Source organism: Streptomyces sp. TRM68367 (genome assembly GCF_014495685.1).
Taxonomy (GTDB): Bacteria; Actinomycetota; Actinomycetes; order Streptomycetales; family Streptomycetaceae; genus Streptomyces.
On sequence record NZ_JACTVI010000006.1, the window covers coordinates 160,482 to 182,118 of the forward strand.

Annotated in this window: 19 protein-coding genes; 5 read left to right on the forward strand and 14 right to left on the reverse strand. The window is 70.9% G+C overall.

What is annotated here, in order from left to right; genetic code table 11:
• Window positions 1–508: 508 nt before the first annotated feature.
• The 5 genes from pgl to tkt are packed head-to-tail and all read right to left on the reverse strand — an operon-like array spanning window position 509 to window position 7,273.
• Entirely contained in the window at window positions 509–1,294 is a 786-nt protein-coding gene (gene pgl, locus H8R17_RS06875; protein WP_187822231.1) for a 6-phosphogluconolactonase, read from the reverse strand.
• Window positions 1,294–2,478, reverse strand: a complete 1,185-nt coding sequence (gene opcA, locus H8R17_RS06880; RefSeq protein WP_187822232.1) for a glucose-6-phosphate dehydrogenase assembly protein OpcA — start codon at window positions 2,476–2,478, stop codon at window positions 1,294–1,296. The genes pgl and opcA overlap by 1 nt, the downstream gene beginning before the upstream one ends.
• Window positions 2,475–4,013 (reverse strand): glucose-6-phosphate dehydrogenase, encoded by a 1,539-nt coding sequence (gene zwf / locus H8R17_RS06885; protein WP_187822233.1) that lies wholly within the window; start codon window positions 4,011–4,013, stop codon window positions 2,475–2,477. The genes opcA and zwf overlap by 4 nt, the downstream gene beginning before the upstream one ends.
• A 4-nt stretch (window positions 4,014–4,017) precedes the next feature.
• Window positions 4,018–5,136, reverse strand: a complete 1,119-nt coding sequence (gene tal / locus H8R17_RS06890) for a transaldolase (RefSeq protein ID WP_187822234.1) — start codon at window positions 5,134–5,136, stop codon at window positions 4,018–4,020.
• 34 nt (window positions 5,137–5,170) lie between these two features.
• Entirely contained in the window at window positions 5,171–7,273 is a 2,103-nt protein-coding gene (tkt, locus tag H8R17_RS06895) for a transketolase (RefSeq protein ID WP_187822235.1), read from the reverse strand.
• A 409-nt stretch (window positions 7,274–7,682) separates the two neighbouring features.
• Here tkt and H8R17_RS06900 point away from each other — a divergent pair, with 409 nt between their 5' ends.
• From H8R17_RS06900 to H8R17_RS06910, 3 genes are all read left to right on the forward strand, one after another.
• Window positions 7,683–8,636 (forward strand): heme o synthase, encoded by a 954-nt coding sequence (locus H8R17_RS06900; RefSeq protein ID WP_187822236.1) that lies wholly within the window; start codon window positions 7,683–7,685, stop codon window positions 8,634–8,636.
• 84 nt (window positions 8,637–8,720) lie between these two features.
• Window positions 8,721–9,065: a hypothetical protein gene (locus H8R17_RS06905; RefSeq protein ID WP_187822237.1), complete on the forward strand. Its 345-nt coding sequence runs from the start codon at window positions 8,721–8,723 to the stop codon at window positions 9,063–9,065.
• 183 nt (window positions 9,066–9,248) lie between these two features.
• The gene (locus tag H8R17_RS06910) at window positions 9,249–10,355 is read left to right on the forward strand and encodes an amidohydrolase family protein (RefSeq protein WP_187822238.1); all 1,107 of its coding nucleotides are present in this window, start codon (window positions 9,249–9,251) and stop codon (window positions 10,353–10,355) included.
• Window positions 10,356–10,378: 23 nt separating this feature from the next.
• Here H8R17_RS06910 and H8R17_RS06915 read toward each other — a convergent pair whose 3' ends face one another.
• From H8R17_RS06915 to H8R17_RS06925, 3 genes are read right to left on the reverse strand one after another with little or no spacing between them, the layout of a single operon-like run.
• Complete coding sequence (locus H8R17_RS06915) at window positions 10,379–11,386, reverse strand: heme A synthase (protein WP_262505070.1); 1,008 nt, start codon at window positions 11,384–11,386, stop codon at window positions 10,379–10,381.
• 46 nt (window positions 11,387–11,432) lie between these two features.
• Window positions 11,433–12,203 (reverse strand): ABC transporter permease, encoded by a 771-nt coding sequence (locus H8R17_RS06920; protein WP_187822280.1) that lies wholly within the window; start codon window positions 12,201–12,203, stop codon window positions 11,433–11,435.
• A 17-nt stretch (window positions 12,204–12,220) separates the two neighbouring features.
• Complete coding sequence (locus H8R17_RS06925; RefSeq protein ID WP_187822240.1) at window positions 12,221–13,144, reverse strand: ABC transporter ATP-binding protein; 924 nt, start codon at window positions 13,142–13,144, stop codon at window positions 12,221–12,223.
• Window positions 13,145–13,289: 145 nt separating this feature from the next.
• On the opposite strand from H8R17_RS06925, the gene H8R17_RS06930 reads away from it, so the two are divergent.
• The gene (locus H8R17_RS06930; protein ID WP_187822241.1) at window positions 13,290–13,946 is read left to right on the forward strand and encodes a GAP family protein; all 657 of its coding nucleotides are present in this window, start codon (window positions 13,290–13,292) and stop codon (window positions 13,944–13,946) included.
• A gap of 203 nt (window positions 13,947–14,149) precedes the next feature.
• Window positions 14,150–15,094 carry a glycoside hydrolase family 16 protein gene (locus tag H8R17_RS06935; protein WP_187822242.1) on the forward strand — a complete coding sequence of 315 codons (945 nt, stop codon included), beginning with the start codon at window positions 14,150–14,152 and terminating at the stop codon, window positions 15,092–15,094.
• 24 nt (window positions 15,095–15,118) lie between these two features.
• Here H8R17_RS06935 and H8R17_RS06940 read toward each other — a convergent pair whose 3' ends face one another.
• From H8R17_RS06940 to H8R17_RS06965, 6 genes are all read right to left on the reverse strand, one after another.
• Complete coding sequence (locus tag H8R17_RS06940) at window positions 15,119–17,218, reverse strand: ATP-binding protein (RefSeq protein ID WP_187822243.1); 2,100 nt, start codon at window positions 17,216–17,218, stop codon at window positions 15,119–15,121.
• Window positions 17,215–18,702: a glycosyltransferase gene (locus H8R17_RS06945; RefSeq protein WP_223124728.1), complete on the reverse strand. Its 1,488-nt coding sequence runs from the start codon at window positions 18,700–18,702 to the stop codon at window positions 17,215–17,217. Before H8R17_RS06945 ends, H8R17_RS06940 begins: the two co-directional genes overlap by 4 nt.
• Window positions 18,699–19,799 (reverse strand): HEAT repeat domain-containing protein, encoded by a 1,101-nt coding sequence (locus tag H8R17_RS06950; RefSeq protein ID WP_187822244.1) that lies wholly within the window; start codon window positions 19,797–19,799, stop codon window positions 18,699–18,701. The genes H8R17_RS06945 and H8R17_RS06950 overlap by 4 nt, the downstream gene beginning before the upstream one ends.
• On the reverse strand, window positions 19,796–20,170 hold the full coding sequence (locus H8R17_RS06955; RefSeq protein ID WP_187822245.1) for a response regulator transcription factor: 375 nt from the start codon (window positions 20,168–20,170) through the stop codon (window positions 19,796–19,798). The genes H8R17_RS06950 and H8R17_RS06955 overlap by 4 nt, the downstream gene beginning before the upstream one ends.
• On the reverse strand, window positions 20,170–20,556 hold the full coding sequence (locus H8R17_RS06960) for a response regulator (protein WP_187822246.1): 387 nt from the start codon (window positions 20,554–20,556) through the stop codon (window positions 20,170–20,172). The genes H8R17_RS06955 and H8R17_RS06960 overlap by 1 nt, the downstream gene beginning before the upstream one ends.
• Window positions 20,557–20,755: 199 nt before the next feature.
• Window positions 20,756–21,559, reverse strand: a complete 804-nt coding sequence (locus H8R17_RS06965; RefSeq protein ID WP_187822247.1) for an aminoglycoside N(3)-acetyltransferase — start codon at window positions 21,557–21,559, stop codon at window positions 20,756–20,758.
• Window positions 21,560–21,637: the final 78 nt, after the last annotated feature.

A 21,637-nucleotide genomic window follows, 5' to 3' on the forward strand; every position in this document is an offset into this window, starting at 1 on the left:
AATCGATGAATCGAGAAAGCCGTACCCAATGGACCCGACCAACCCTGTCCGCAGGCTCTGCTCCGACGGCATGCGGGCCGAGGCCGACGGCCGGACCGCCGACGCCCGCGCCCTCTTCCAGCAGGCGTGGGACAGCGCCACCGACGACTACGAGGCGTGCGTCGCCGCCCACTACCTCGCCCGCCACCAGGCCACACTCGAGCAGACCCTGCGCTGGAACCGGGAGAGCCTGGACCGCGCGGACCGGGTGGGCGACGAACGGGTCACCGGCTGCTACGCCTCCCTGCACGTGAACATGGCCACCGCATACACGGCTCTCGGCGACCACGACCGGGCGCGCGAGCACTGCGAGCGGGCCGCCGCGCGCCTCGATGACGTGCCGCCCGGACCGTACGCCGACGCGATCCGGTCCGCGATCGCCGAAGGGCTGCACGGCGAGGGGCGGCGAAGGGGAGGAAGTCCCACCTCGCCGCCCCGGGTCGCGCCATGGCGGACTGGCCGCTCGGGCTTATGCCAGTGCCGGCGGGTACAGGGACCGCGGGAGCTGGGAGGCTGCCGCCGCGTCCAGGAGCCACAGGGTGCGGGAGCGGCCGTAGGCGCCCGCGGCCGGGGCCTGGATCTCGCCCGCGCCCGAGAGGGCGATCGCCACGGCCTTCGCCTTGTCCTCGCCGGCCGCCAGGAGCCACACCTCGCGGGCCGCGCGGATCGCGGGCAGCGTGAGGGTCACCCGGGTCGGCGGCGGCTTGGGCGCGCCATGGACGCCGACCACCGTCCGCTCCGTCTCCCGGACCGCCGGAAGCTCCGGGAACAGCGAGGCCACGTGCGTGTCCGGGCCCACGCCCAGCATCAGGACGTCGAACACCGGGACGGGGCCGTGGTTCTCGGGGCCCGCCGCCCGGGCCAGCACCTCCGCGTAGGCGGCGGCCGCCGCGTCCACGTCGGTGCCGTGCGGGCCGTCCGAAGCGGGCATGGCGTGCACGCGCTCCGGGGCCAGCGGTACGTCGTCCAGCAGGGCCTCGCACGCCTGGGTGACGTTGCGCTCCGGGTCGCCCTCGGGCAGGAACCGCTCGTCACCCCACCACAGGTCCAGCCGGCCCCAGTCGACGGCGTCCCGGGCCGGGGCCGCCGCCAGCGCCGCCAGCAAGGCGTTGCCGTTGCGGCCGCCGGTCAGCACGACCGACGCCGAGCCGCGGGACGTCTGCGCGTCCACGATCTTCGTGATCAGCCGTGCCGCCGCGGCCTGCGCCATCAGCTCCTTGTCGCGGTGCACGACCAGCTGCGGTGCCGTGGTCATCAGGGGGCCGCCTTCTTGACCGGGGGCATCTGCGCGGGGGACGGCCGGTCGCCCTCACCGTCGTCCGAGGAGCCCGATGAACCAGGTGAGCCTGACGTACTCGTACTCGACTTACTCGAAGCGCCCGGCGCACTCGAGGCATCCACCGACCGCGACGAGGACGCAGGCGGCAGCGCCGGTGCCGACACCCGGGCCGGCTCCGAACCCCGGGCCGGCTCGGCAGCGAGGGCAGGCGCGGTCGGCGGTGTGACCGGCGCCATCCCGCCCAGCCGGTCCACCCCGAACCGCAGCGCCGACGCGTACGTGTCGTCCGGATCCAGTCGCCGCAGCTCCTCCGCGATCAGGTCGGCGGTCTCACGCCGCTTGAGCGCCACCGCCCGGTCCGGCTGCCCGTCCAGCGACAGCGTGGCCATCGCCCCGTCCGGCCGGTTCAGCGTGATCGGACCGCAGGTCGTTTCCATCCGCACCTCGGTCAGCCCGGGACCGGCGGAGACCCCGCGCCGCACGTGCACATGGAGCCGGTCGGCGAGCCACATGGCCAGCAGCTCGACGCTCGGATTGTGCTCCTCGCCGGTCACCGCGACGGAGATGACCTCGCAGGTGACCTGGTCCAGGGCGGCGGCCAGCATCGAGCGCCACGGCGTTATCCGGGCCCACGCCAGGTCGGTGTCGCCCGGCTGGTAGCTGCCGGCCCGGGCCCGCAGCTCCTCGACGGGCTTCTCCGCCGAGTAGCTGTCGGTGACCCGGCGCTGGGCCAGCGCGCCCAGCGGGTCCTTGGCCGGGTCCAGCGGGGCGTTCACCGGCCACCACACCACCACCGGCGCGTCCGGCAGCAGCAGCGGCAGCACGACCGACTGGGCGTGGTTCACCACCTCGCCGTACAGGCGCAGCACGACCGTCTCGCCGGTGCCCGCGTCCGCGCCGACCCGCACCTCGGCGTCCAGGCGGGACTGCGTCCGGTCGCGCGGGGTGCGCGAGACGCGCCGGATGACCACGAGCGTGCGCGAGGGGTGCTCGTGCGAGGCGTCGCTCGCGGCCTTCAGCGCGTCGTAGGCGTTCTCCTCGTCCGTCACGATGACCAGCGTGAGCACCATGCCGACGGCGGGCGTGCCGATGGCGCGGCGGCCCTGCACCAGTGCCTTGTTGATCTTGCTGGCCGTGGTGTCCGTGAGGTCTATCTTCATGGCCGGCGCCAGCTCCGTCCGTCTCGCTCGAGCATTTCGTCCGCCTCGACGGGTCCCCAGGTACCGGCCGGGTACTGGGCAGGCGTGCCGTTCTTGTCCCAGTACTCCTCGATCGGGTCGAGGATCTTCCAGGACAGCTCGACCTCCTCGGTGCGCGGGAAGAGGTTGGCGTCGCCGAGCAGGACGTCCAGGATCAGGCGCTCGTACGCCTCCGGGCTGGTCTCCGTGAACGACTCGCCGTAGGCGAAGTCCATGGACACGTCCCGGATCTCCATCGACGTGCCCGGCACCTTCGAGCCGAACCGGACCGTGACGCCCTCGTCGGGCTGGACGCGGATGACGATCGCGTTCTGCCCCAGTTCCTCGGTGGCCGTCGTGTCGAAGGGGGAGTGCGGAGCCCGCTGGAAGACGACCGCGATCTCCGTCACCCGGCGGCCCAGCCGCTTGCCGGTGCGCAGACAGAACGGCACACCCGCCCAGCGCCGGTTGTCGACCTCCAGCTTGATCGCGGCGTACGTGTCGGTCTTCGAGGCCGCGTCGATGCCCTCTTCCTCCAGGTAACCGACCGCCTTCTCGCCGCCCTGCCAGCCGGCCGCGTACTGCCCGCGCACGGTGTCCCGGCCCAGGTCCTTCGGCAGCCGTACCGCGCCGAGCACCTTGGTCTTCTCCGCGGCAAGCGCGTCCGCGTCGAAGGAGGACGGCTCCTCCATGGCGGTGAGCGCCATCAGCTGGAGGAGGTGGTTCTGGATGACGTCGCGCGCGGCGCCGATGCCGTCGTAGTAGCCGGCCCGGCCGCCGATGCCGATGTCCTCGGCCATGGTGATCTGCACGTGGTCCACGAAGGACCGGTTCCAGATCGGCTCGAACATCTGGTTGGCGAAGCGCAGCGCCAGGATGTTCTGGACGGTCTCCTTGCCCAGGTAGTGGTCGATGCGGAAGACCTGGTCGGGGGCGAAGACCTCTTCGACGGTCGCGTTGAGCTCCTCGGCCGACTTCAGGTCGTGGCCGAACGGCTTCTCGATCACCGCACGGCGCCAGGAGCCCCTCGTCTGGTCTGCCAGCCCGTGTTTCTTCAGCTGCTGGATGACCACCGGGAAGGAACGCGGCGGCACGGACAGGTAGAAGGCGAAGTTGCCGCCCGTGCCCTGCGCCTTGTCCAGTTCCTCGATGGTGCCGCGCAGCCGCTCGAAGGCGTCGTCGTCGTCGAAGGTACCCTGCACGAAGCGCATGCCCTGGATGAGCTGCTGCCAGACCTCCTCGCGGAAGGGCGTGCGGGCGTGGGCCTTGACGGCGTCGTGGACCTCGGCGGCGAAGTCCTCGTTCTCCCACTCGCGGCGGGCGAAGCCGACCAGCGAGAAGCCCGGCGGCAGCAGACCCCGGTTGGCGAGGTCGTACACCGCGGGCATCAGCTTCTTGCGTGACAGGTCGCCCGTGACCCCGAAGATGACCAGGCCCGACGGCCCCGCGATGCGCGGGAGCCGTCGGTCGGCAGGGTCACGGAGTGGGTTCGCTCCGGATCCGGAAAGGGGAGGCAAGGCTTCAGCCCTCCGTGGGGGCGAGGCGCTCCAGTTCGGCCTCGGTCGACTTGAGCAGGTCGTTCCAGGAGGCCTCGAACTTCTCGACGCCCTCGTCCTCCAGGAGCTGGACCACGTCGTCGTAGGCGATGCCCAGCCGCTCGACGGCGTCGATGTCCGCGCGGGCCTGCTCGTAGGTACCGGCGACGGTGTTGCCGGTGATCTGCCCGTGCTTCTCGGTGGCCTGGAGGGTGGCCTCCGGCATGGTGTTCACCGTGTTCGGCGCGACCAGGTCGTCGACGTACAGGGTCGGCTTGTACGCCGGGTCCTTCACGCCGGTCGAGGCCCACAGCGGACGCTGCTTGTTCGCGCCCGCGTTCTCCAGCTTCGACCAGCGATCGGAGGCGAAGACCTCCTCGTACGCCTGGTACGCGAGACGCGCGTTGGCGACGGCGGCCTTGCCGCGCAGCGCCTTGGCCTCGTCGGTGCCCAGCGCGTCGATCCGCTTGTCGATCTCGGTGTCGACGCGGGACACGAAGAAGGACGCCACCGAGTGGATCCTGGACAGGTCCAGGCCCTTGGCCTTCGCCTTCTCCAGGCCGCTCAGATAGGCGTCCATGACCTCGCGGTAGCGCTCCAGCGAGAAGATCAGCGTCACGTTCACGCTGATCCCGTTGCCGATCGTCTCGGTGATCGCCGGGAGGCCCGCCCTGGTGGCCGGGATCTTGATCAGGGTGTTCGGGCGGTCCACCAGCCAGGCCAGCTGCTTGGCCTCGGCGACGGTGGCGCGGGTGTTGTGCGCCAGACGCGGGTCGACCTCGATCGAGACCCGGCCGTCCTGGCCGCCGGTGGCGTCGAACACCGGGCGCAGGATGTCGGCGGCGTCCCGGACGTCCGCCGTGGTGATCATGCGGACGGCCTCTTCGACGGTGACCTTGCGCGCGGCGAGGTCGGTGAGCTGCTGCTCGTAGCCGTCGCCGGACGAGATCGCCTTCTGGAAGATCGTCGGATTGGTGGTGACGCCCACGACGTGCTGCTCGTCGATCAGCTCGGCGAGGTTGCCGGACGTGATCCGCTTGCGCGACAGGTCGTCCAGCCAGATCGCGACGCCTTCCTCGGAGAGGCGCTTGAGTGCGTCTGTCATGGAAATTCCTTCTCCTACGTGTCGTATATGAGCGTCAGCGCTGGGCTGCGGCGATCGATTCCCGGGCGGCGGAAGCCACGTTCTCGGCGGTGAACCCGAACTCGCGGAAGAGGACCTTGCCGTCGGCCGACGCACCGAAGTGCTCCAGGGAAACGATGCAGCCGGCGTCCCCGACGTACTTGTGCCAGGTCAGGCCCACCCCGGCCTCGACCGCGACCCGCGCCTTGACGGACGGCGGCAGGACGCTGTCCCGGTACCCCTGGTCCTGCTGCTCGAACCACTCCACGGACGGCATGGACACCACCCGCGTGGGCACACCCGCGGCCTGCAGCTGTTCACGCGCCGCGACGGCCACGTGCACCTCGGAACCGGTCGCGATCAGGATGACCTCCGGCGCGGTGTTCTGCCCGGAGGGCTCCTCGGCCTCGATCATCACGTAACCGCCGCGCGCCGCATCCTCGTTGGGCTCGTACGTCGGAACGCCCTGACGGGTCAGCGCGAGGCCGTGTGGCTGCCCCTTGCCGAACTCCTTGGTGTACCGCCTGAGGATCTCGCGCCAGGCGATCGCGGTCTCGTTGGCGTCCGCCGGGCGGACGATGTTCAGGCCCGGGATCGCGCGCAGCGAGGCGAGGTGCTCGATCGGCTGGTGGGTCGGGCCGTCCTCGCCCAGGCCGATGGAGTCGTGCGTCCACACGTACGTCACCGGCAGGTGCATCAGGGCCGACAGGCGCACCGCGTTGCGCATGTAGTCGGAGAAGACCAGGAATGTGCCGCCGTAGATACGGGTGTTGCCGTGCAGCGCGATGCCGTTCATCTCCGCGGCCATCGCGTGCTCGCGGATGCCGAAGTGGAGGGTACGGCCGTACGGGTCGGCCTCCGGCAGCGGGTTGTCCGCCGGGAGGAACGAACTGGTCTTGTCGATGGTGGTGTTGTTGGAGCCGGCCAGGTCGGCCGAGCCGCCCCACAGCTCGGGGACGACCGCACCGAGCGCCTGGAGCACCTTGCCGGACGCGGCACGCGTGGCGACGCCCTTGCCGACCTCGAAGACCGGGATCTTCTCCTCCCAGCCGGTGGGCAGCTCGCCCTTGCTGATCCGGTCGAACTCGGCGGCGCGCTCCGGGTTGTTGCCCCGCCACTCCTGGAAGGACTTCTCCCACTCGGCCCTGGCCTGCCGCCCGCGCTCGATCGCCGTGCGGGTGTGGGTGATCACCTCGTCGGCGATCTCGAAGGACTTGTCCGGGTCGAAGCCGAGGACGCGCTTGGTGGCCGCGACCTCGTCGTCGCCGAGCGCCGAGCCGTGCGCGGCCTCGGTGTTCTGCGCGTTCGGGGCGGGCCAGGCGATGATCGAGCGCATCGCGATGAACGACGGCCGGTCGGTGACCGCCTTGGCGGCCTCGATCGCGTTGTAGATGGCGTGCGGGTCGAGGTCGCCGTCCGGCTTGGGGGCGACACGCTGCACATGCCAGCCGTACGCCTCGTACCGCTTGACGGTGTCCTCGGAGACGGCCGTCTCGGTGTCGCCCTCGATCGAGATGTGGTTGTCGTCCCACAGCAGGATCAGGTTGCCCAGCTTCTGGTGACCGGCCATCGAGGACGCCTCGGCGGAGATGCCCTCCTGCAGGCAGCCGTCACCGGCGATGCAGTAGACGAAGTGGTCGAAGGGGGAGGCCCTGGGGGCGGCGTCCGGGTCGAACAGGCCCCGCTCGTAGCGGGCGGCCATCGCCATGCCCACGGCGTTGGCGACACCCTGGCCCAGCGGGCCGGTGGTGGTCTCCACGCCCACGGTGTGGCCGTACTCGGGGTGACCGGGGGTCTTCGAACCCCACGTACGGAACGCCTTCAGGTCGTCCAGCTCCAGGCCGAAGCCGGCCAGGTACAGCTGGGTGTAGAGGGTCAGGGAGGAATGACCGGCGGACAGAACAAAACGGTCGCGGCCTACCCAGTCGGCGTCCGCCGGGTCGTGCCGCATCACCTTCTGGAAGAGGGTGTAGGCGGCAGGCGCCAGGCTCATCGCCGTACCCGGATGGCCGTTGCCGACCTTCTGTACGGCATCGGCGGCCAGGACGCGCGCGGTGTCGACGGCCCGCTGGTCCAGCTCGGTCCAGTCGAGGTCTGTGGTGGTCGGCTTGGTGCTCACCCTGAGTCAGGGCTCCTCTCCACATGTTCGGATGCCGGTGCACGTGGGCGCCCACCGGCTGCCGGCGTATCCGTGCGTCGGCCGGCGGCTTCGAGCCTACCCCCGGAAGTACGTGCGTCTTTTCGAGTCATTCCAGACTGCCGGGACTCGTGGAGATCCGCCTCCCCACCAGCCCTGACCGCATTCGGCAAGTGAATACGCAGCCGCTCGTCCGAGTGCTCAATCGAGCTGTCGTGCGCCCGTCGGACGACCATGCCGTCGGGCCCCGTCACGTCCGCCGGAGCACGCTCCCCAACACGACCCCACCCCCGCGAATGCCGAGGTATGGGCAACGTCTACAGTGGCGTGGTACGCGCGAGCCTTTACCGGGACTTCACACGGGGAGGCTTGCTGGGATGTCTCTGTAGGGGTGTGCGTGACGGCCGTTGAATCCCGTCCAGCGGGGGTAATCGGTGCGAGCCAAAGCCCGGCCCACCGGCCGTTCGGGGCCCGTGTCAAGGCGTTCGTGGCTCTCACCAAGCCGCGCATCATCGAGCTGCTGCTGATCACCACTGTTCCGGTGATGTTCCTCGCCCAGCAGGGCGTGCCGGACCTGACGCTGGTGCTGCTCACCTGCGTCGGCGGCTACCTCTCGGCGGGCGGCGCCAACGCGCTCAACATGTACATCGACCGGGACATCGACGCGCTCATGGACCGCACCGCGCAGCGCCCGCTGGTCACCGGTATGGTCAGCCCGCGCGAGTGCCTGGCCTTCGGCATCGCCCTCGCGGTCGTCTCGACGCTGCTGTTCGGCCTCACCGTCAACTGGCTGTCGGCCTGGCTGTCGCTCGGCGCACTCCTCTTCTACGTCGTCGTCTACACGATGATCCTCAAGCGCCGTACGTCGCAGAACATCGTGTGGGGCGGCATCGCCGGCTGCATGCCGGTGCTGATCGGCTGGTCGTCCGTCACGAACTCGCTCTCCTGGGCGCCGGTCATCCTCTTCCTCGTCATGTTCTTCTGGACGCCGCCGCACTACTGGCCGCTGTCCATGAAAGTGCGGGAGGACTACGCGCGCGTGGGCGTGCCGATGCTGCCGGTCATCGCCTCCAACAAGGTCGTCGCCAAGCAGATCGTGATCTACAGCTGGGTGATGGTCGCCGTCTCCCTGCTGCTGCAGCCACTCGGCTACACCGGCTGGTTCTACACGGCGGTCGCGCTGGCCGCGGGCGGCTGGTGGCTGTGGGAGGCGCACTCGCTGATGAACCGGGCGAAGGCCGAGGTGACGGGCGCCAAGCTCAAGGAGATGCGGCTCTTCCACTGGTCGATCACCTACGTGTCGCTGCTGTTCGTGGCGGTCGCGGTGGACCCCTTCCTCCGGTAGCCGGTCCTCGACGGGCGGGGGCGTGGCCAAAGCCACGCGTCCCGCCCGTCGCTGTTTGATCTACCCGTGGGTAGCATCCTGACCATGGCAGACAGCAAGCAGGCGGACGAGACCGCCGACGGCAAGAAGGCCGCCAAGGCCGAACGCAGCGCGGCCCGGCTCGCCAAGCAGATCAACGCCTTCGCCAAGGCCCACGGAGGCGCCGAGGGCCAGGTCGCCTACATCGGCCAGCGCGGCGCCCGCATCGTCCTGGTCGGTGAGGACGGCGACTGGGGCGACCTGGTGGCCCCGACCTACGCGATCGCGGAGAAGGCGGTGGAGAAGTCCGGCATCACCGTCCACGAATCCTTCGACGGCGAGTTCGCGTCAAAGGTGAAGACGGGCCCGTATGAATGGAAACGCATGGCAGGCATTCAAATCGGCGGTTGAAAGGCGCCGCAAAGGGGCGCGGGTCTGTACCGATGTGCGGCTCCGCCGCGTGGGCGCGACCGGCCACACAACCCGCAGCCGCCAAACAAACCGGCACTCCCACGAACGGCATGCAACACCTGACACCCGGTTCACCCGTTAGGACGTGTGAGGAGCACACGGCCCACTCCACGGGGAGCCCGGATGATCGAAACGCCGTCCCTCGTGGACCAGTACTGCCACGGCGTACTGAGAACCGAGCTGGGCCTCGGCACCTTCGAGGCCCAACTGGCCCGCACCGAGGGCCCACCCGCCCCCGGCACGACGCTCTTCGACACCCAGACCGGGTTCGCCGTACGCCGCTGGTGCCCCCCGCTCCTCGGTCTGGAACCGCACTGCGCCCCCGCCCACTACCTCGCCCGGCGCCGTGAACTCGGCGTACTGGAGGCGGGCCGCAGGCTGCTGCGCGGCAGCGGCATCACGGCGTACCTCGTCGACACCGGCCTGCCCGGCGACCTGACCGGCCCCGCCGAACTCGCCACCGCCGCGGCGGCCGACGCCCACGAGATCGTGCGCCTGGAACTGCTAGCCGAGCAGGTCGCCGACACCTCCGGCACCGTCGAATCCTTCCTCGCCAACGTCGCCGAGTCGGTGCACGTCGCCGCGGCGCACGCCGTCGCCTTCACCTCCGTCGCAGGCGTACGGCACGGACTCGCGCTGGCGCCCGAGCCGCCGGGGCCGGGGGAGGTGCGCGGCGCCGTCGGCCGCTGGCTGGCCGGGCGCCGGGTCGGCGGCGAGCTGAGCGACCCGGTGCTGCTACGGCACCTGCTGTGGATCGCGGTCGCCTCGGGGCTGCCGCTCCAGCTGCACGCGGGGCTCGGTGCGCCGGGGCTGCGCATCGACCGTACGGATCCGGTGCTGCTGACGGACTTCGTGCGCGCCACGGCCGGGCTCGGCACCGACCTGGTCCTGCTGCACGGCTACCCGTACCACCGGCACGCCGCCCACCTCGCCGGTGTGTTCCCGCACGTGTACGCCGACTCGGGCGCCGCACTGGTCCGCACCGGCGCCCGCGCCGCGACCGTCCTCGCGGAGATCCTGGAGCTGGCCCCCTTCGGCAAGATCCTCTTCTCCAGCGGCGCCCAGGTCCTGCCCGAGCTGCATGTCGTGGCGGCCCGCCTGTTCCGCGAGGCCCTCGCCCGCGTGCTGGGCACCTGGGCGGCCGAGGGCGCGTGGTCCCTGGCGGACGCGCAGCGGGTGGCGGGGATGATTGCGGCGGGGAACGCGCGGCGGGTGTACGGCCTGGAGTGAGCCCTTTTCGGAGGGCGGCGGGGTCAGGCCTTCGTCAGCGTGGCCTCGGCCGCGGGCCCGGGCACCCCGGCCACCTCCTCGGATCGCTCCCGCAGCGACAGCGCCACCCGCAGTACCCAGATCCACATCAGGGCCGATCCGAGCATGTGCAGACCGACGAGGGGCTCGGGCAGGTCCGTGAAGTACTGCACGTAACCGATGACACCCTGCGCAAGCAGGATCAGGAACAGCTCCCGCGTCCGCCCAGGCGGCCCCTTCGGTGCGTCCACCGCCTTCAGGACGAACCACAGCGCGAACGTCAGCGTCACCACGATCCACGCCAGTACGGCGTGCACCTTGGCCACCGTCTCCCAGTCGACCGGCATCCGCTCGACCTCACGGGAGTCACCCGCGTGCGGACCCGCGCCGGTGACCACCGTGCCGACCAGGATCAGCAGCACGGCAGCCGCGACCAGGAACCACACCAGCTGCCGCACCGCCTTGCCGACCAGGGGCCGGGGCGGCGCGTCGCCCTCGCGCGTGCGCTGCCACATCACCGTGGCGACGGCGATGAGCGCCGACGTCGCCACGAAGTGCGCCGCGACGGTGTACGGGTTGAGGCCGACCAGCACCACGATGCCGCCGAGCACCGCGTTGCTCATCACGATCCAGAACTGCGTCCAGCCCAGCCGGGTCAGGCTGCGCCGGTACGGCTTCTGGGAGCGCGCGGCGATGATCGCCCAGCCGACGGCGGCGCACAGCACGTACGTCAGCATGCGGTTGCCGAACTCGATGGCGCCGTGCACGCCCATCGCGCTGGTCGCGGTGAGCGAGTCGTCGGTGCACTTGGGCCAGGTCGGGCAGCCGAGGCCCGAGCCGGTCAGCCGTACGGCACCGCCGGTGACCACGATGATCACCGACATGACGAGCGCGGAGAGGGCCGCCCGCTGGACCGTCCGGGGTGCCGGGGTCCAGCGTTCGGCGATGAAGGCGAGGGGGTTGCGCACGGCCGCCACGGCGTCGGCGCGGGTCACGTTTGGCACGCGCCCCATCGTAGGGCGCCGCTTGTGCACGCTTTCACGAGGGTCCGTCATGGCCCTACTCCCAGCGGAAGAACTTCCCGGCAGCCGCCAGCCCCACGATCGCCCACCCGGCGAGAATCCCCAGGTCGCCCCATGGCATGCCGGCCCCGTGCTGCAGCACGTCCCGCAGGCCGTCCGAGAGCGCCGAGATGGGCAGGAGGCCCAGGACGTCCTGCGCCCCGCTCGGGAACTTGTCCAGCGGGATGATCACCCCGCCGCCCACGAGCAGCAGCAGGAACACCAGGTTCGCGGCGGCCAGCGTCGCCTCCGCCTTCAGCGTGCCCGCCATCAGCAGGCCCAGGCCCGAGAAGGCCGCCGTGCCGGCAATCAGCAGGAGCAGCACCGCGAGCACGCTTGTGAATGTCCCAGCGCCGTGCGGCGACCAGCCGAGCGCGAACGCGATCACCGTCAGCAGGACGACCTGGAGGATCTCGGTGACGAGCACGGACGCCGTCTTCGCGGTCATCAGGCCCCAGCGGGGCAGGGGGGACGAGGCCAGCCGCTTCAGGACCCCGTACCGGCGTTCGAAGCCCGTCGCGATGGCCTGTCCGGTGAACGCCGTCGACATCACGGCGAGCGCGAGGATGCCGGGTGCGAGGAAGTCCACCGCGTCGCCGGCGCCGGTGTCGACGATGTCCACGGTGCTGAAGAGGACCAGGAGCAGCGTGGGGATCACCACGGTCAGCAGCAGCTGCTCGCCGTTGCGCAGCAGCATCCGCGCCTCCAGCGCGGCCTGGGCGGCGATCATGCGGGGGAGCGGGGCGGCTCCCGGCTTGGGCGTGTACATCCCGGTGCCGACGGTGGTCACGAGCGCAGCTCCTTGCCGGTGAGCTCCAAAAACACGTCCTCCAAGGTGTGCCGTTCGACCGAGATCTTCTCCGGCATCACCCCGTGCTGCGCGCACCAGGACGTGACCGTCGCGAGCAGCTGCGGGTCGACCTTGCCGACGACCCGGTAGGAGCCCGGGGTCAGCTCGGCGGCCGAGCAGTCGGCGGGCAGGGCCTTGAGCAGTGAACCCACGTCCAGTCCCGGCCGTCCGGTGAACCGCAGCGTGTTCTCGGCGCCGCCGCGGCACAGGTCCTCGGGGGAGCCCTGGGCGATGACCCGGCCGGCGTCGATGATCGCGACGTCGTCGGCGAGCTGCTCGGCCTCGTCCATGTAGTGGGTGGTGAGGATCACGGAGACGCCGTCGGCGCGCAGGTCGCGCACGAGGTCCCAGGTGGCGCGGCGGGCCTGTGGGTCGAGTCCGGCGGTCGGCTCGTCCAGGAACACCAGCTCTGGGCGCCCGACCACGGCCATCGCCAGCGCGAGCCGCTGCTGCTGGCCGCCGGACAGGCGCCGGTAGGTCGTACGGCCGCAGGAGCCGAGCCCGAGCCGTTCGATGAGCGCGTCCACGTCGAGCGGCTGGGCGTGCAGCTTGGCGACGTGGCGCAGCATCTCGTCGGCCCGCGCGCCGGAGTACACGCCCCCGGACTGCAGCATCACCCCGATCCGGGGCCGTAGCGCGCCGGACTGTCTGACCGGGTCGAGGCCCAGGACGCGCACCGTGCCGGAGTCCGGCCGCCGGTACCCCTCGCAGGTCTCGACCGTGGTCGTCTTGCCCGCCCCGTTGGGACCGAGCACGGCGGTCACACCCGCCCGGGCCACCAGGTCGAGGCCGTCCACCGCGGTCTTCGTGCCGTACCGCTTCACCAGGGCCTGGACCTGGACCACGGGCTCGCTTCGCATGGCCCCGAGTCTAGGTACGCGCCCACAGCCCCGGACGGGCGGGTTGTTGATCCCCTCTTCCGGGCCGTTCCTCTCCGGGTGATTGCCGCAGCCGGGCCAGGCGTGTCCACATCGGCACGGCGCCGCGGCGGCGTTGACTGACCTCGTGACGACACTGCTGGCCAAAGTCCTGCCGCTGGCTCTGGGAGCCGCGCTCAGCCCGACTCTCTTCGTGGCCGCCGTCGTGCTCCTGTCCGACCCGGTCCGCCCCCGCCGGCGAGCGGGGTCATTCACGGCGGGAGCCGCGGTTCCGCTCGCCGTCATCGGGGCGGCCGGACTCGTTCTCTTCCGTAACGCCCGGGGACAGGACCATTTCAGGGTCTCGCCGGTCGTCGACCTCGTCTTCGGCGCGCTCCTGCTGCTCCTGGCCGTGCGCACCGCGCTCAGACCCGCCGACGGCACATCACACCGCCACCCGCGCCACGCCGTCACCAGTCCCGGGGCCTGTGCCCTGCTCGGGGCCGGCCTCATGGCGGTGAACTTCTCCAGCCTGGCGCTGTTCGTTCCCGCGGTGAAGGAAATCGCCCTCGACGACTCCGTTTCGACGGCCGACCAGGTCGTCCTCCTGGCCATCGTCGTGGTGCTGGCGCTGCTCGCCGTGCTCGTGCCGCTCGTGCTGTACCTGATCGCCCCCGTGCAGGCGCAGGCGGTGCTCACCCCGATGCTGGCCGCGGCGAAACGGCATACCCGCGCCATCGGCATGGTCATCTGCCTGGTCTTCGGCGTCTACCTGGCCGTCAAGGGCGCCGTACGCCTGGTATGAGCCGGGGCGCCGCACGTCTGCGCTGAGACGGCCACGACCGCAGAATCCCAGACTCCCAAATCCCGCGAACCATGCAGTTTGGGCCATTCGGGTGAACCGGTTGTATCCGGCGTATGCCGATCTTCTGACGATGCTTCACTGGCCGGGGTCCGCCAGGGTGGGACGCGGACGTCATCTTCCTTGCGCAGAAAGGCAGTTGATCCATGATCAGATGCGCCTTGCTCACCCGGATGAGGGGCGTTGCCGCCCTCGTCGTCTCCGGGCTGATGTGCGCGGCCTTCGCCGTCCACCCCGGCACGGCGACAGCCGCCGACCATGCCTCCGCCCCGCGCGCGGCCGCTCAGCCCGTCGTCGGGCCGGCGCTGTTCGACGACTTCAACTACACCGGCTACACGGATCCGCGGCTCACCCAGCGCGGCTGGACCCTGCGGTCCGGCCAGGGCGGGCCGGGCGTGCCCGGTGCCACGTGGAGGCCGCAGAACATCACCTTCGCCGCCGAGTCCGGCAACTCCGTCATGACGATGCGCTCCGGCACCAACGGCACGGCGACCGGCACCGAGCACACCGAGATCTACCAGCAGCGCAAGTTCCTGCACGGCACCTATGCCGCGCGGGTCCGCTTCAGCGATGTGCCGGTCTACGGACCGGACGGCGACCGCATGGTGCAGACGTTCTTCACCATCTCGCCGCTGAACTACCCGATGGACCCGGCCTACAGCGAACTCGACTTCGAGTACCTGCCCAACGGCGGATGGGGCATCACCGGCAGTGCGCTGCTCGCCAGCTCCTGGGAGACGTACTCGGAGGACCCGCCCCAGGAGGAGCACGTCACCACACAGGAGCGCGCGAGTTTCGCCGGCTGGCACGACCTGGTCATCACGGTCGACAGCACGGCCATCACCTACTACATCGATGGCCGGCTCTTCGCCACGCACAACGAGCCGTACCTGCCCGAGTCGACGATGAGCATCCGCTTCAACCACTGGCTGATCAACCTGCTGGGGATCAACAGCCGGAAGACCCGTGCGTACGAGGAAAAGGTCGACTACGTGTACTTCGTCCAGGACCAGGTGCTCAGCCCGGCCGATGTACAGGCAGCCGTCGCCGACTACCGGTCGCGGGGAGTGACCTTCGAGGACACCGTCTGAGGCGCCCGCATGCGGCGGGGCGGTTCACGGCGAGGCGGCTGCCCCGCTCGCGGCGGTGAGCGGCAACCGGGCGGTGAAGGTGGTGCCGCGGCCCTCCTCGGAGTCCACCTGCATCTCGCCGCCGTGGTTCGCCACGATCGTCAGGACGATGGTCAGCCCGAGACCGGTGCCCGGAATGGCCGCGGCGGTGGCGTTCGACGCACGGAAGAACCGCTGGAAGAGCTTCTCCTGCTCGGCCGGGGGGATGCCGATGCCGGTGTCGCTGACACTCAGGACCGCCTCGCCGTCCCGGGCCTCGGCCCGTACGGTGACCTTTCCGCCCCTCGGGGTGAACTTGACGGCATTGGACAGCAGGTTCATCAGGACCCGGTCGAGCTGGTCACTGTCGGCCTCCAGCATCAGGGGGCGGGAGGAGGGCCAGTGTGTCTCCAGGGTGACGGAGGCGGCCTCGGCGGCCGGCCGGAAGGTGTCGACCGCCGACGCCACAAGCCGGCACAGGTCGACCGGTTCCTTCCTCGAGCCGAACGCCCCCGACTCGATGCGCGACAGGGTCAGCAGGTCCTCGATGAGCGCCCGCAGGCGGTTGGCGTTGCGGTCGACGACGTCCAGCATGTGCTGGTGCGGCGGGCTGAGTGGCCCGGTCTCCTCGTCCTTCAGCAACTCGATGTATCCCACGATGCTGGTCAGCGGGGTGCGCAGCTCGTGGGAGACGGTGGACAGGAAGTCGCTCTTGGCCTTGTCCAGAGCGCGCAGCTTCTCCACCAGGTGTGTCTCCTTCTTGTACAGCAGCGCGGTGTGCAGCGCGCGGCCGACGCCGGCGGCCATGGACTCGGCGATTTCGATCTCCACCGGGAGCCAGGGGCGGTCCCGCCGGGTACGCGCCAGGAAGAGGGCACCGAGCGGTTCGTCACCGACGCCGAGCGGGATGACGAGCACGCCCACCAGGCCCAGCGCCTCGGCCGCCGCCCGAGCGTCCGGCAGCAGGCCGCCCTCGCCGAAGGAGCCGGGCGCCCCGGGCAGCGGTGAACCCTCGGCCGGCGCGGCGGACAGATCGTTGCGGCACCATGCGGTTCCCCGCCGGTAGTGGTCGCGCACCACGTCGAGGGGAACGGGCGGAATCGGCTGCTCCTGCGCGGGGAGCAGCCCTCTGCCCGCACTCCAGGCACGCATGACGCAGACGAGCGGACTGTCCTGCTCGGTGAGGAGAACGAAGGCGTGATCGGCCTCCAGCCCCTCACCGATTCCGGCGCACGCCGTGTCGAGGACCTGCTCGACGTCGAGTTGCTCCCGGATCTGGACGCCGATGGCCCGTGCGGTGCGCGACAGTCTGGCGCGCTCCTGCTCGATCGCCCGCAGCCGGTCTCCCTCGTCGGCGAGCAGGTTGACCGAGCGCGCCACCGCCCTGATCTCCTCCGGTCCGTCCTCCTCGGCCCGCGCCGACTGCTCCCCTGCGGCGAGTCTGCCAAGGGTGCGAGCGGTGTTCCGCAGCGGCCGGGTCAGGGCACGGGTGGTGTGCACCGCCGCGAAGACGGCCAGGGCCCCACCGGCGGCCAGCGCGACCGCGGTGCCCGCGATGGCACTGTCGACGAGCCTGTGGGCGCGGTCCTCCAGACGCTGGCTCTCCTCGTTCAGCTGGTTGATCAGTCGCTGGTTGGAGGCCTCGAACGTCGCGAACAGCCGCGAGGCCTCCTCGGTCAGACGGACCCCCTGGCCGCTGCCGGGCGCCGCCTCGGCCTGCTGGTCGGCCACCCGCACATAGGCGCGCAGTTGCCGCTCCTGCGCGGCAAGGTTCTCCCGCGCTCCGGGAAAGGCGTGGCGCCGGGCCTCGGCGAGCGTCGCGAACGGCGTGTCGCGTGTGCGGAAGTAGACGTTCAGCTCTCCCGTGTCACCGGTGAGAAGATAGGAGCGCACGGCACGGTGCACAGCGGCTGCCTGGTCGTGCACGCGCGCGTTCTCGCGCAGGGTCGGCTGTGGTTCCATGGCCCTGTCGTGCAACCGGTTCGCCATCACGGCCGCGGACAGCCCGCCCGCCCCGACGAGCAGGAGCAGAGCGATCAGCAGTCCGAAGGCAATGGTGAGCCGGCGTGCCACGCAGACGCCAGGCCGCCCTGTGGTGATCCTCATGGCCGGTCCTCCCGGCTCCGCTCGGGCGGGCCGAATCCAGTGCGGGTCATCGAACCCCACACCTGCGGGGCGCGGTGCAGCGCGTCCCACATACCGCGCAGCCGCCACCACGCCGTGAACTGGCGGTAGCCGATGTTCTCGACGACCACGCCGACGAGGGCACCCCACACGTCCCGCCACCGTGAGAAGCGGTGGTAGGCGTACTCCTCCACCGCGACCGACACCAGGCTGACGACCATCGCGTAGGCGTAGGCGGCGAGCAGGAAACGCCACATGAAGTCCACTTCGACGGCGCCGATCAGCGCGCCCAGGGGCACCAGCACGAGGCCGGCGAGTTCCACCAGTGGGGCCACCAGTTCGAAGAGCACGTAGAACGGGAGGGCCACCATCCCGATGCGGCCGTAGCGGGGGTTGCCGATCATGCGGCGGTGCTTGATCAGGATCTCGGTCAGACCACGGTGCCACCGACGCCGCTGGCGCCCCAGGACCCGGAGGCTGGAGGGTGCTTCGCTCCAGGCGATCGGCTCGGTGACGAAGACGACGCGGTAGTCGCTGTGGCGGCGGCCCTGCTCGCGCAGGTGCCGGTGGAGGCGGACGACGAGTTCGGCGTCCTCGCCGATGCATTCGGGGTCCATGCCCCCCGCCGCCACCACCGCGTCCCGGCGGAACAGGCCGAAGGCGCCGGCGATGATCAGCAGGCCGCCGACCTTGGACCATCCGGTACGGCCGAGGAAGAAGCCGCGCAGATACTCGATGACCTGGGCGCGTCCGAGCAGGTCCGCAGGGACGTGTGCCTCGACCACGCGCCCGGCCTGGACGGTACAGCCGTTGGCGACGCCGACCACGCCACCGGTCGCCACCACCCGCAGCGGGTCGTCGCTGAACGGTTTCGCCACGGCCAGCAGGGACTGGGAGTCGAGGATGGAGTCGGCGTCCACCATGCACAGCAGCGGATAACGCGCCAGGTTGATCCCGACATTGAGCGCGTCGGCCTTGCCGCCGTTGCCCTTGCGTGCCACCACCAGGGGCACGGGGCCTCCCCTGGGCAGATGCAGCGAGGTGACGCTGCCCCGCACGGGGACGTCCTCGGGTACGACGTGATCCACCTCGGCGAGGTGGAAGGCGTCGGCGAGGGCGTCGAGCGTGCCGTCGGTGGAGCCGTCGTCGACGACGATGATCTCGAACACCGGATAGTGCAGCAGCAGCATGGCCCGTACGGCCTCTGTGATGCCCGCCGCTTCGTTGTACGCGGGCATGATCACCGAGATGGGCGGGGTGAAGGGACTGCTGGAGGCGTCCTCGTAGCCGGCGAAGGGAGCCCGGCGCAGCCTCCTGACCAGCTCGGTGAGGGCGAAGAGGATCAGCACCAGATGGCCGGTGTTGATGGCCAGGAAGTAGAGGATGACCGCGGTGTCGCACAGCGCGATCAGACCGTGCAACGTGCCCAGCAGTCCCTCCCACATCTCGACGCCCGCCGCGCTCACAGAGCCACCTCCACCAGGACGTCGTGACGCACGCCTCCGACGGCCGCCTCCCCGAGGACTGCCCTGGCCTGGGCTGCGGCCGGTGCGTCCGAGCGGCCGTCCGCGGCCTCGCGGAGCGCCGCCTCACCCACGGGGCCGAGCCGCAGCAGCGCCCGCGCCGCCGTGCCCGCCACATGCGGGTCCGCGTCGCCGAGCAGCTCCGTCAGCGGGCCTGTCGCGGCGCCGGCCCCCAGACTGCCCAGGGCCCCGGCCGCCACGATGCGCAGGGCGCCCGGCTGACCGGTCCTGATGGCCGCCAGCAGCGGTTCCAGGCCGTCGGGCATGCCCAGCCTGCCCAGCGCGCGTGCCGCCCGGACCCGGACTTCGGTCGCCGGATCCTCGCGCAGCGCACGGACGACCTCGGTGGTGCGGGCAATCGCTCTGGTCACGCCGAGCACCTCGATGGCCACGGCCCTGACGAGAGGCGTCGGGTCCTGAAGGCCTGCCGCGACCCGGAGCTGCGCGGCAGGGCCGAGGGAGGCCAGCGCCGCGGTGACAACCTTGTACGGCACGGTACGCGGCCCGTGCAGGCTCCTCAGCAGATACGGTACGGCCATCGGATCACCCGTCCGTCCCAGCGCCCGTGTCGCGGCCAGCCGCACCTCCGGGTCACGGTCGTCGAGCAGACGGCACAGTGACGGGGCCGCCGGGCGGTGGCGGAGCTGACCGAGTACCTGTGCGGCGCGCCCCCGCCGGGCCGCGCTGCGGCTGCGCAGCTCGGCGACGGCCTCCGCGGGGGACCCCCGTCGCTCGCACAGAAGGACCAGCGCCGCGCGCGCTCTTCCGGAGACCTTGACCAGCATCGCCGTGACGGTCGGCTCCAGCGCCGCCCAGGTCCGCCTGTCGATCTGCGCCAGGCGGTCCAGCAGCTCGCTCTGCCCGTCCTCCTCGGCGCACAGGAGTTCCAGCAGCAGGCCGCGTACGGGCGCCGCAACCCGCTCGCGTCTGCGCCTCTGGTATGTACGCACACAGCGGATCGAGGCGGTCAGCAGGCTCAGCGCCAGCACGACGGCCAGCAGGTACAGCAGCGCATCGGTGACGAAGCCGAGAGGGATCACCGCTCGACCCGGGTGAGCACTGCGTTGACCCGGCTGGACAGCTCGCGCGGGCTGAAGGGCTTGATGATGTAGTCGTCGGCGCCCGCCGCGAAGCCGAGTTCGACGTCTCCCTCCTGCGACCGGGCCGTGATCAGGATGACGGCGAGCGACGCGGTGTCGTGGGCCGCACGCAGTTCCCGGCAGACGTCCAGTCCCGACATTCCCGGCATCCGTATGTCGAGGAGTGCGAGATCCAGCGGCTGCCCCCGCGCCACGTGCAGCGCGGCCAGGCCGTCCTCCACAGCCGTGACCTGGTGACCGCTCTGACTCAGCTTGAACGCCACGAGGCCGCGAATGTCGGCGTCGTCGTCGGCTATCAGGACACGCGCCATCATTCCTCCTGCGAGACGGCGTTCCGGTAGGAGGCGAGGAGCCGTGCCACCGCCGCCTGCCGGAACGGTTTGGCCAGCAGTTCGTCCGTCGCCAGCTCCACCAGTTCGTCCGAGTCGAGCACGGAGGAGACCACGAGGTGGCACCCCTTCGTCCGCTCGTCCGCCCGCAGCCTCCGGATGACTTCCCGCCCGTCGATCCCGGGCAGCAGCACATCGATGATCGCCATGTCCGGGGGGTCGGCGAACGCCCGGTCCAGGCCCTCCTCACCCGAGTCCGTCACCGTCACGCGGCAGTCCAGACCCCTGAGATACCGCTCCAGCAGCGCGCTCACGTCCCGGTCGTCCTCGATGACCAGTACGTGAACGGGTACGTGCGGAGAGTCCATCGCCATCCTGGAAAGTAGGGCCTTTGTGACAAAGTAGGATTCATGCGCACCATCCGCCACAGGAGGCTGCCCCCGCACAGCGTGGCGCACCGGCCTCCGGGCCGGCGAATCACCATGTGAGGATCACCCAGGCGCCGTCGGTGCGCGGGTCGCGTCCGAGGTCACACGGGCGGGAGCCCAGGCGGGCGGGGCGAGCGGGTCAACAGGACTGTTCCTTGCGGGGCCGGCGCGGTGGCAGCCACCGCTCGGCGTAGTCCACCGCGTCCGCCACCGGGAACAGCCGTACGTCGGCCGCACCGACCTTCCCTCGTACGACGACGGGACGGTCCCGTTCGAAGTCGCGGCCCAGTTCCTCGAACCCGTCCGAGCTGATCGACACCTCGGTCACTGTCTCCCAGCCTTCGGGTCCCGGACGCCCCACCGCGACGAGCGGGGACGGTATCCGGTACTCGGCCAGGTGGAAGCTGGTGCAGGCGTCGTATCCGGCGCCCAGCAGGAGCACCCGGGCGCCGAGCCGCTCCAGCTTCGCCAGCGGGCTGTGCTCGCCGAGCCGGCAGTCGGGCGCGTGTTCCTCGGTCACCTCACGCGCGCGGGGACCGACGGCCGCGAACGACGTCTGCGGATGGGTGCTGCGCAGGGCGCCGGGCCAGGTGCGCACGGTCTCCGGGATGACGCCGACCCCGCGTGTGGGAGTGAGCCGGGGGTCGTAGACGGGCATGGTGGCCCGGATCGTCTCCCACCACTCCTGGGGCACGGGCGGATACTGCCACCAGGCCGGGTCCGAGAGGTCGGCGGACTGGGCGGGAACCACGAGCGTGCCGTCCGGGCCGAGCGCGTCGAGCAGTCCTTGGACGACCGCGACGGGGCCGCCGCACACCCAGCCGAGGGAGCTGAGGGAGGAGTGTGCGAGGAGGGTCTCGCCGGGGCGGACGCCCAGCGTGCGCAGGTCTTCGGTCAGCGTGGCGCGGGTGACGAGTGGGCCGGTCGGAGGGGGTGTGGGCATGGTTTGGGAGTGTTCCGGAGGATCCCTGGGCGTGCCACCCATTTGATCGGTCAAAGATCGTTCCCGCTGGTCAGATTA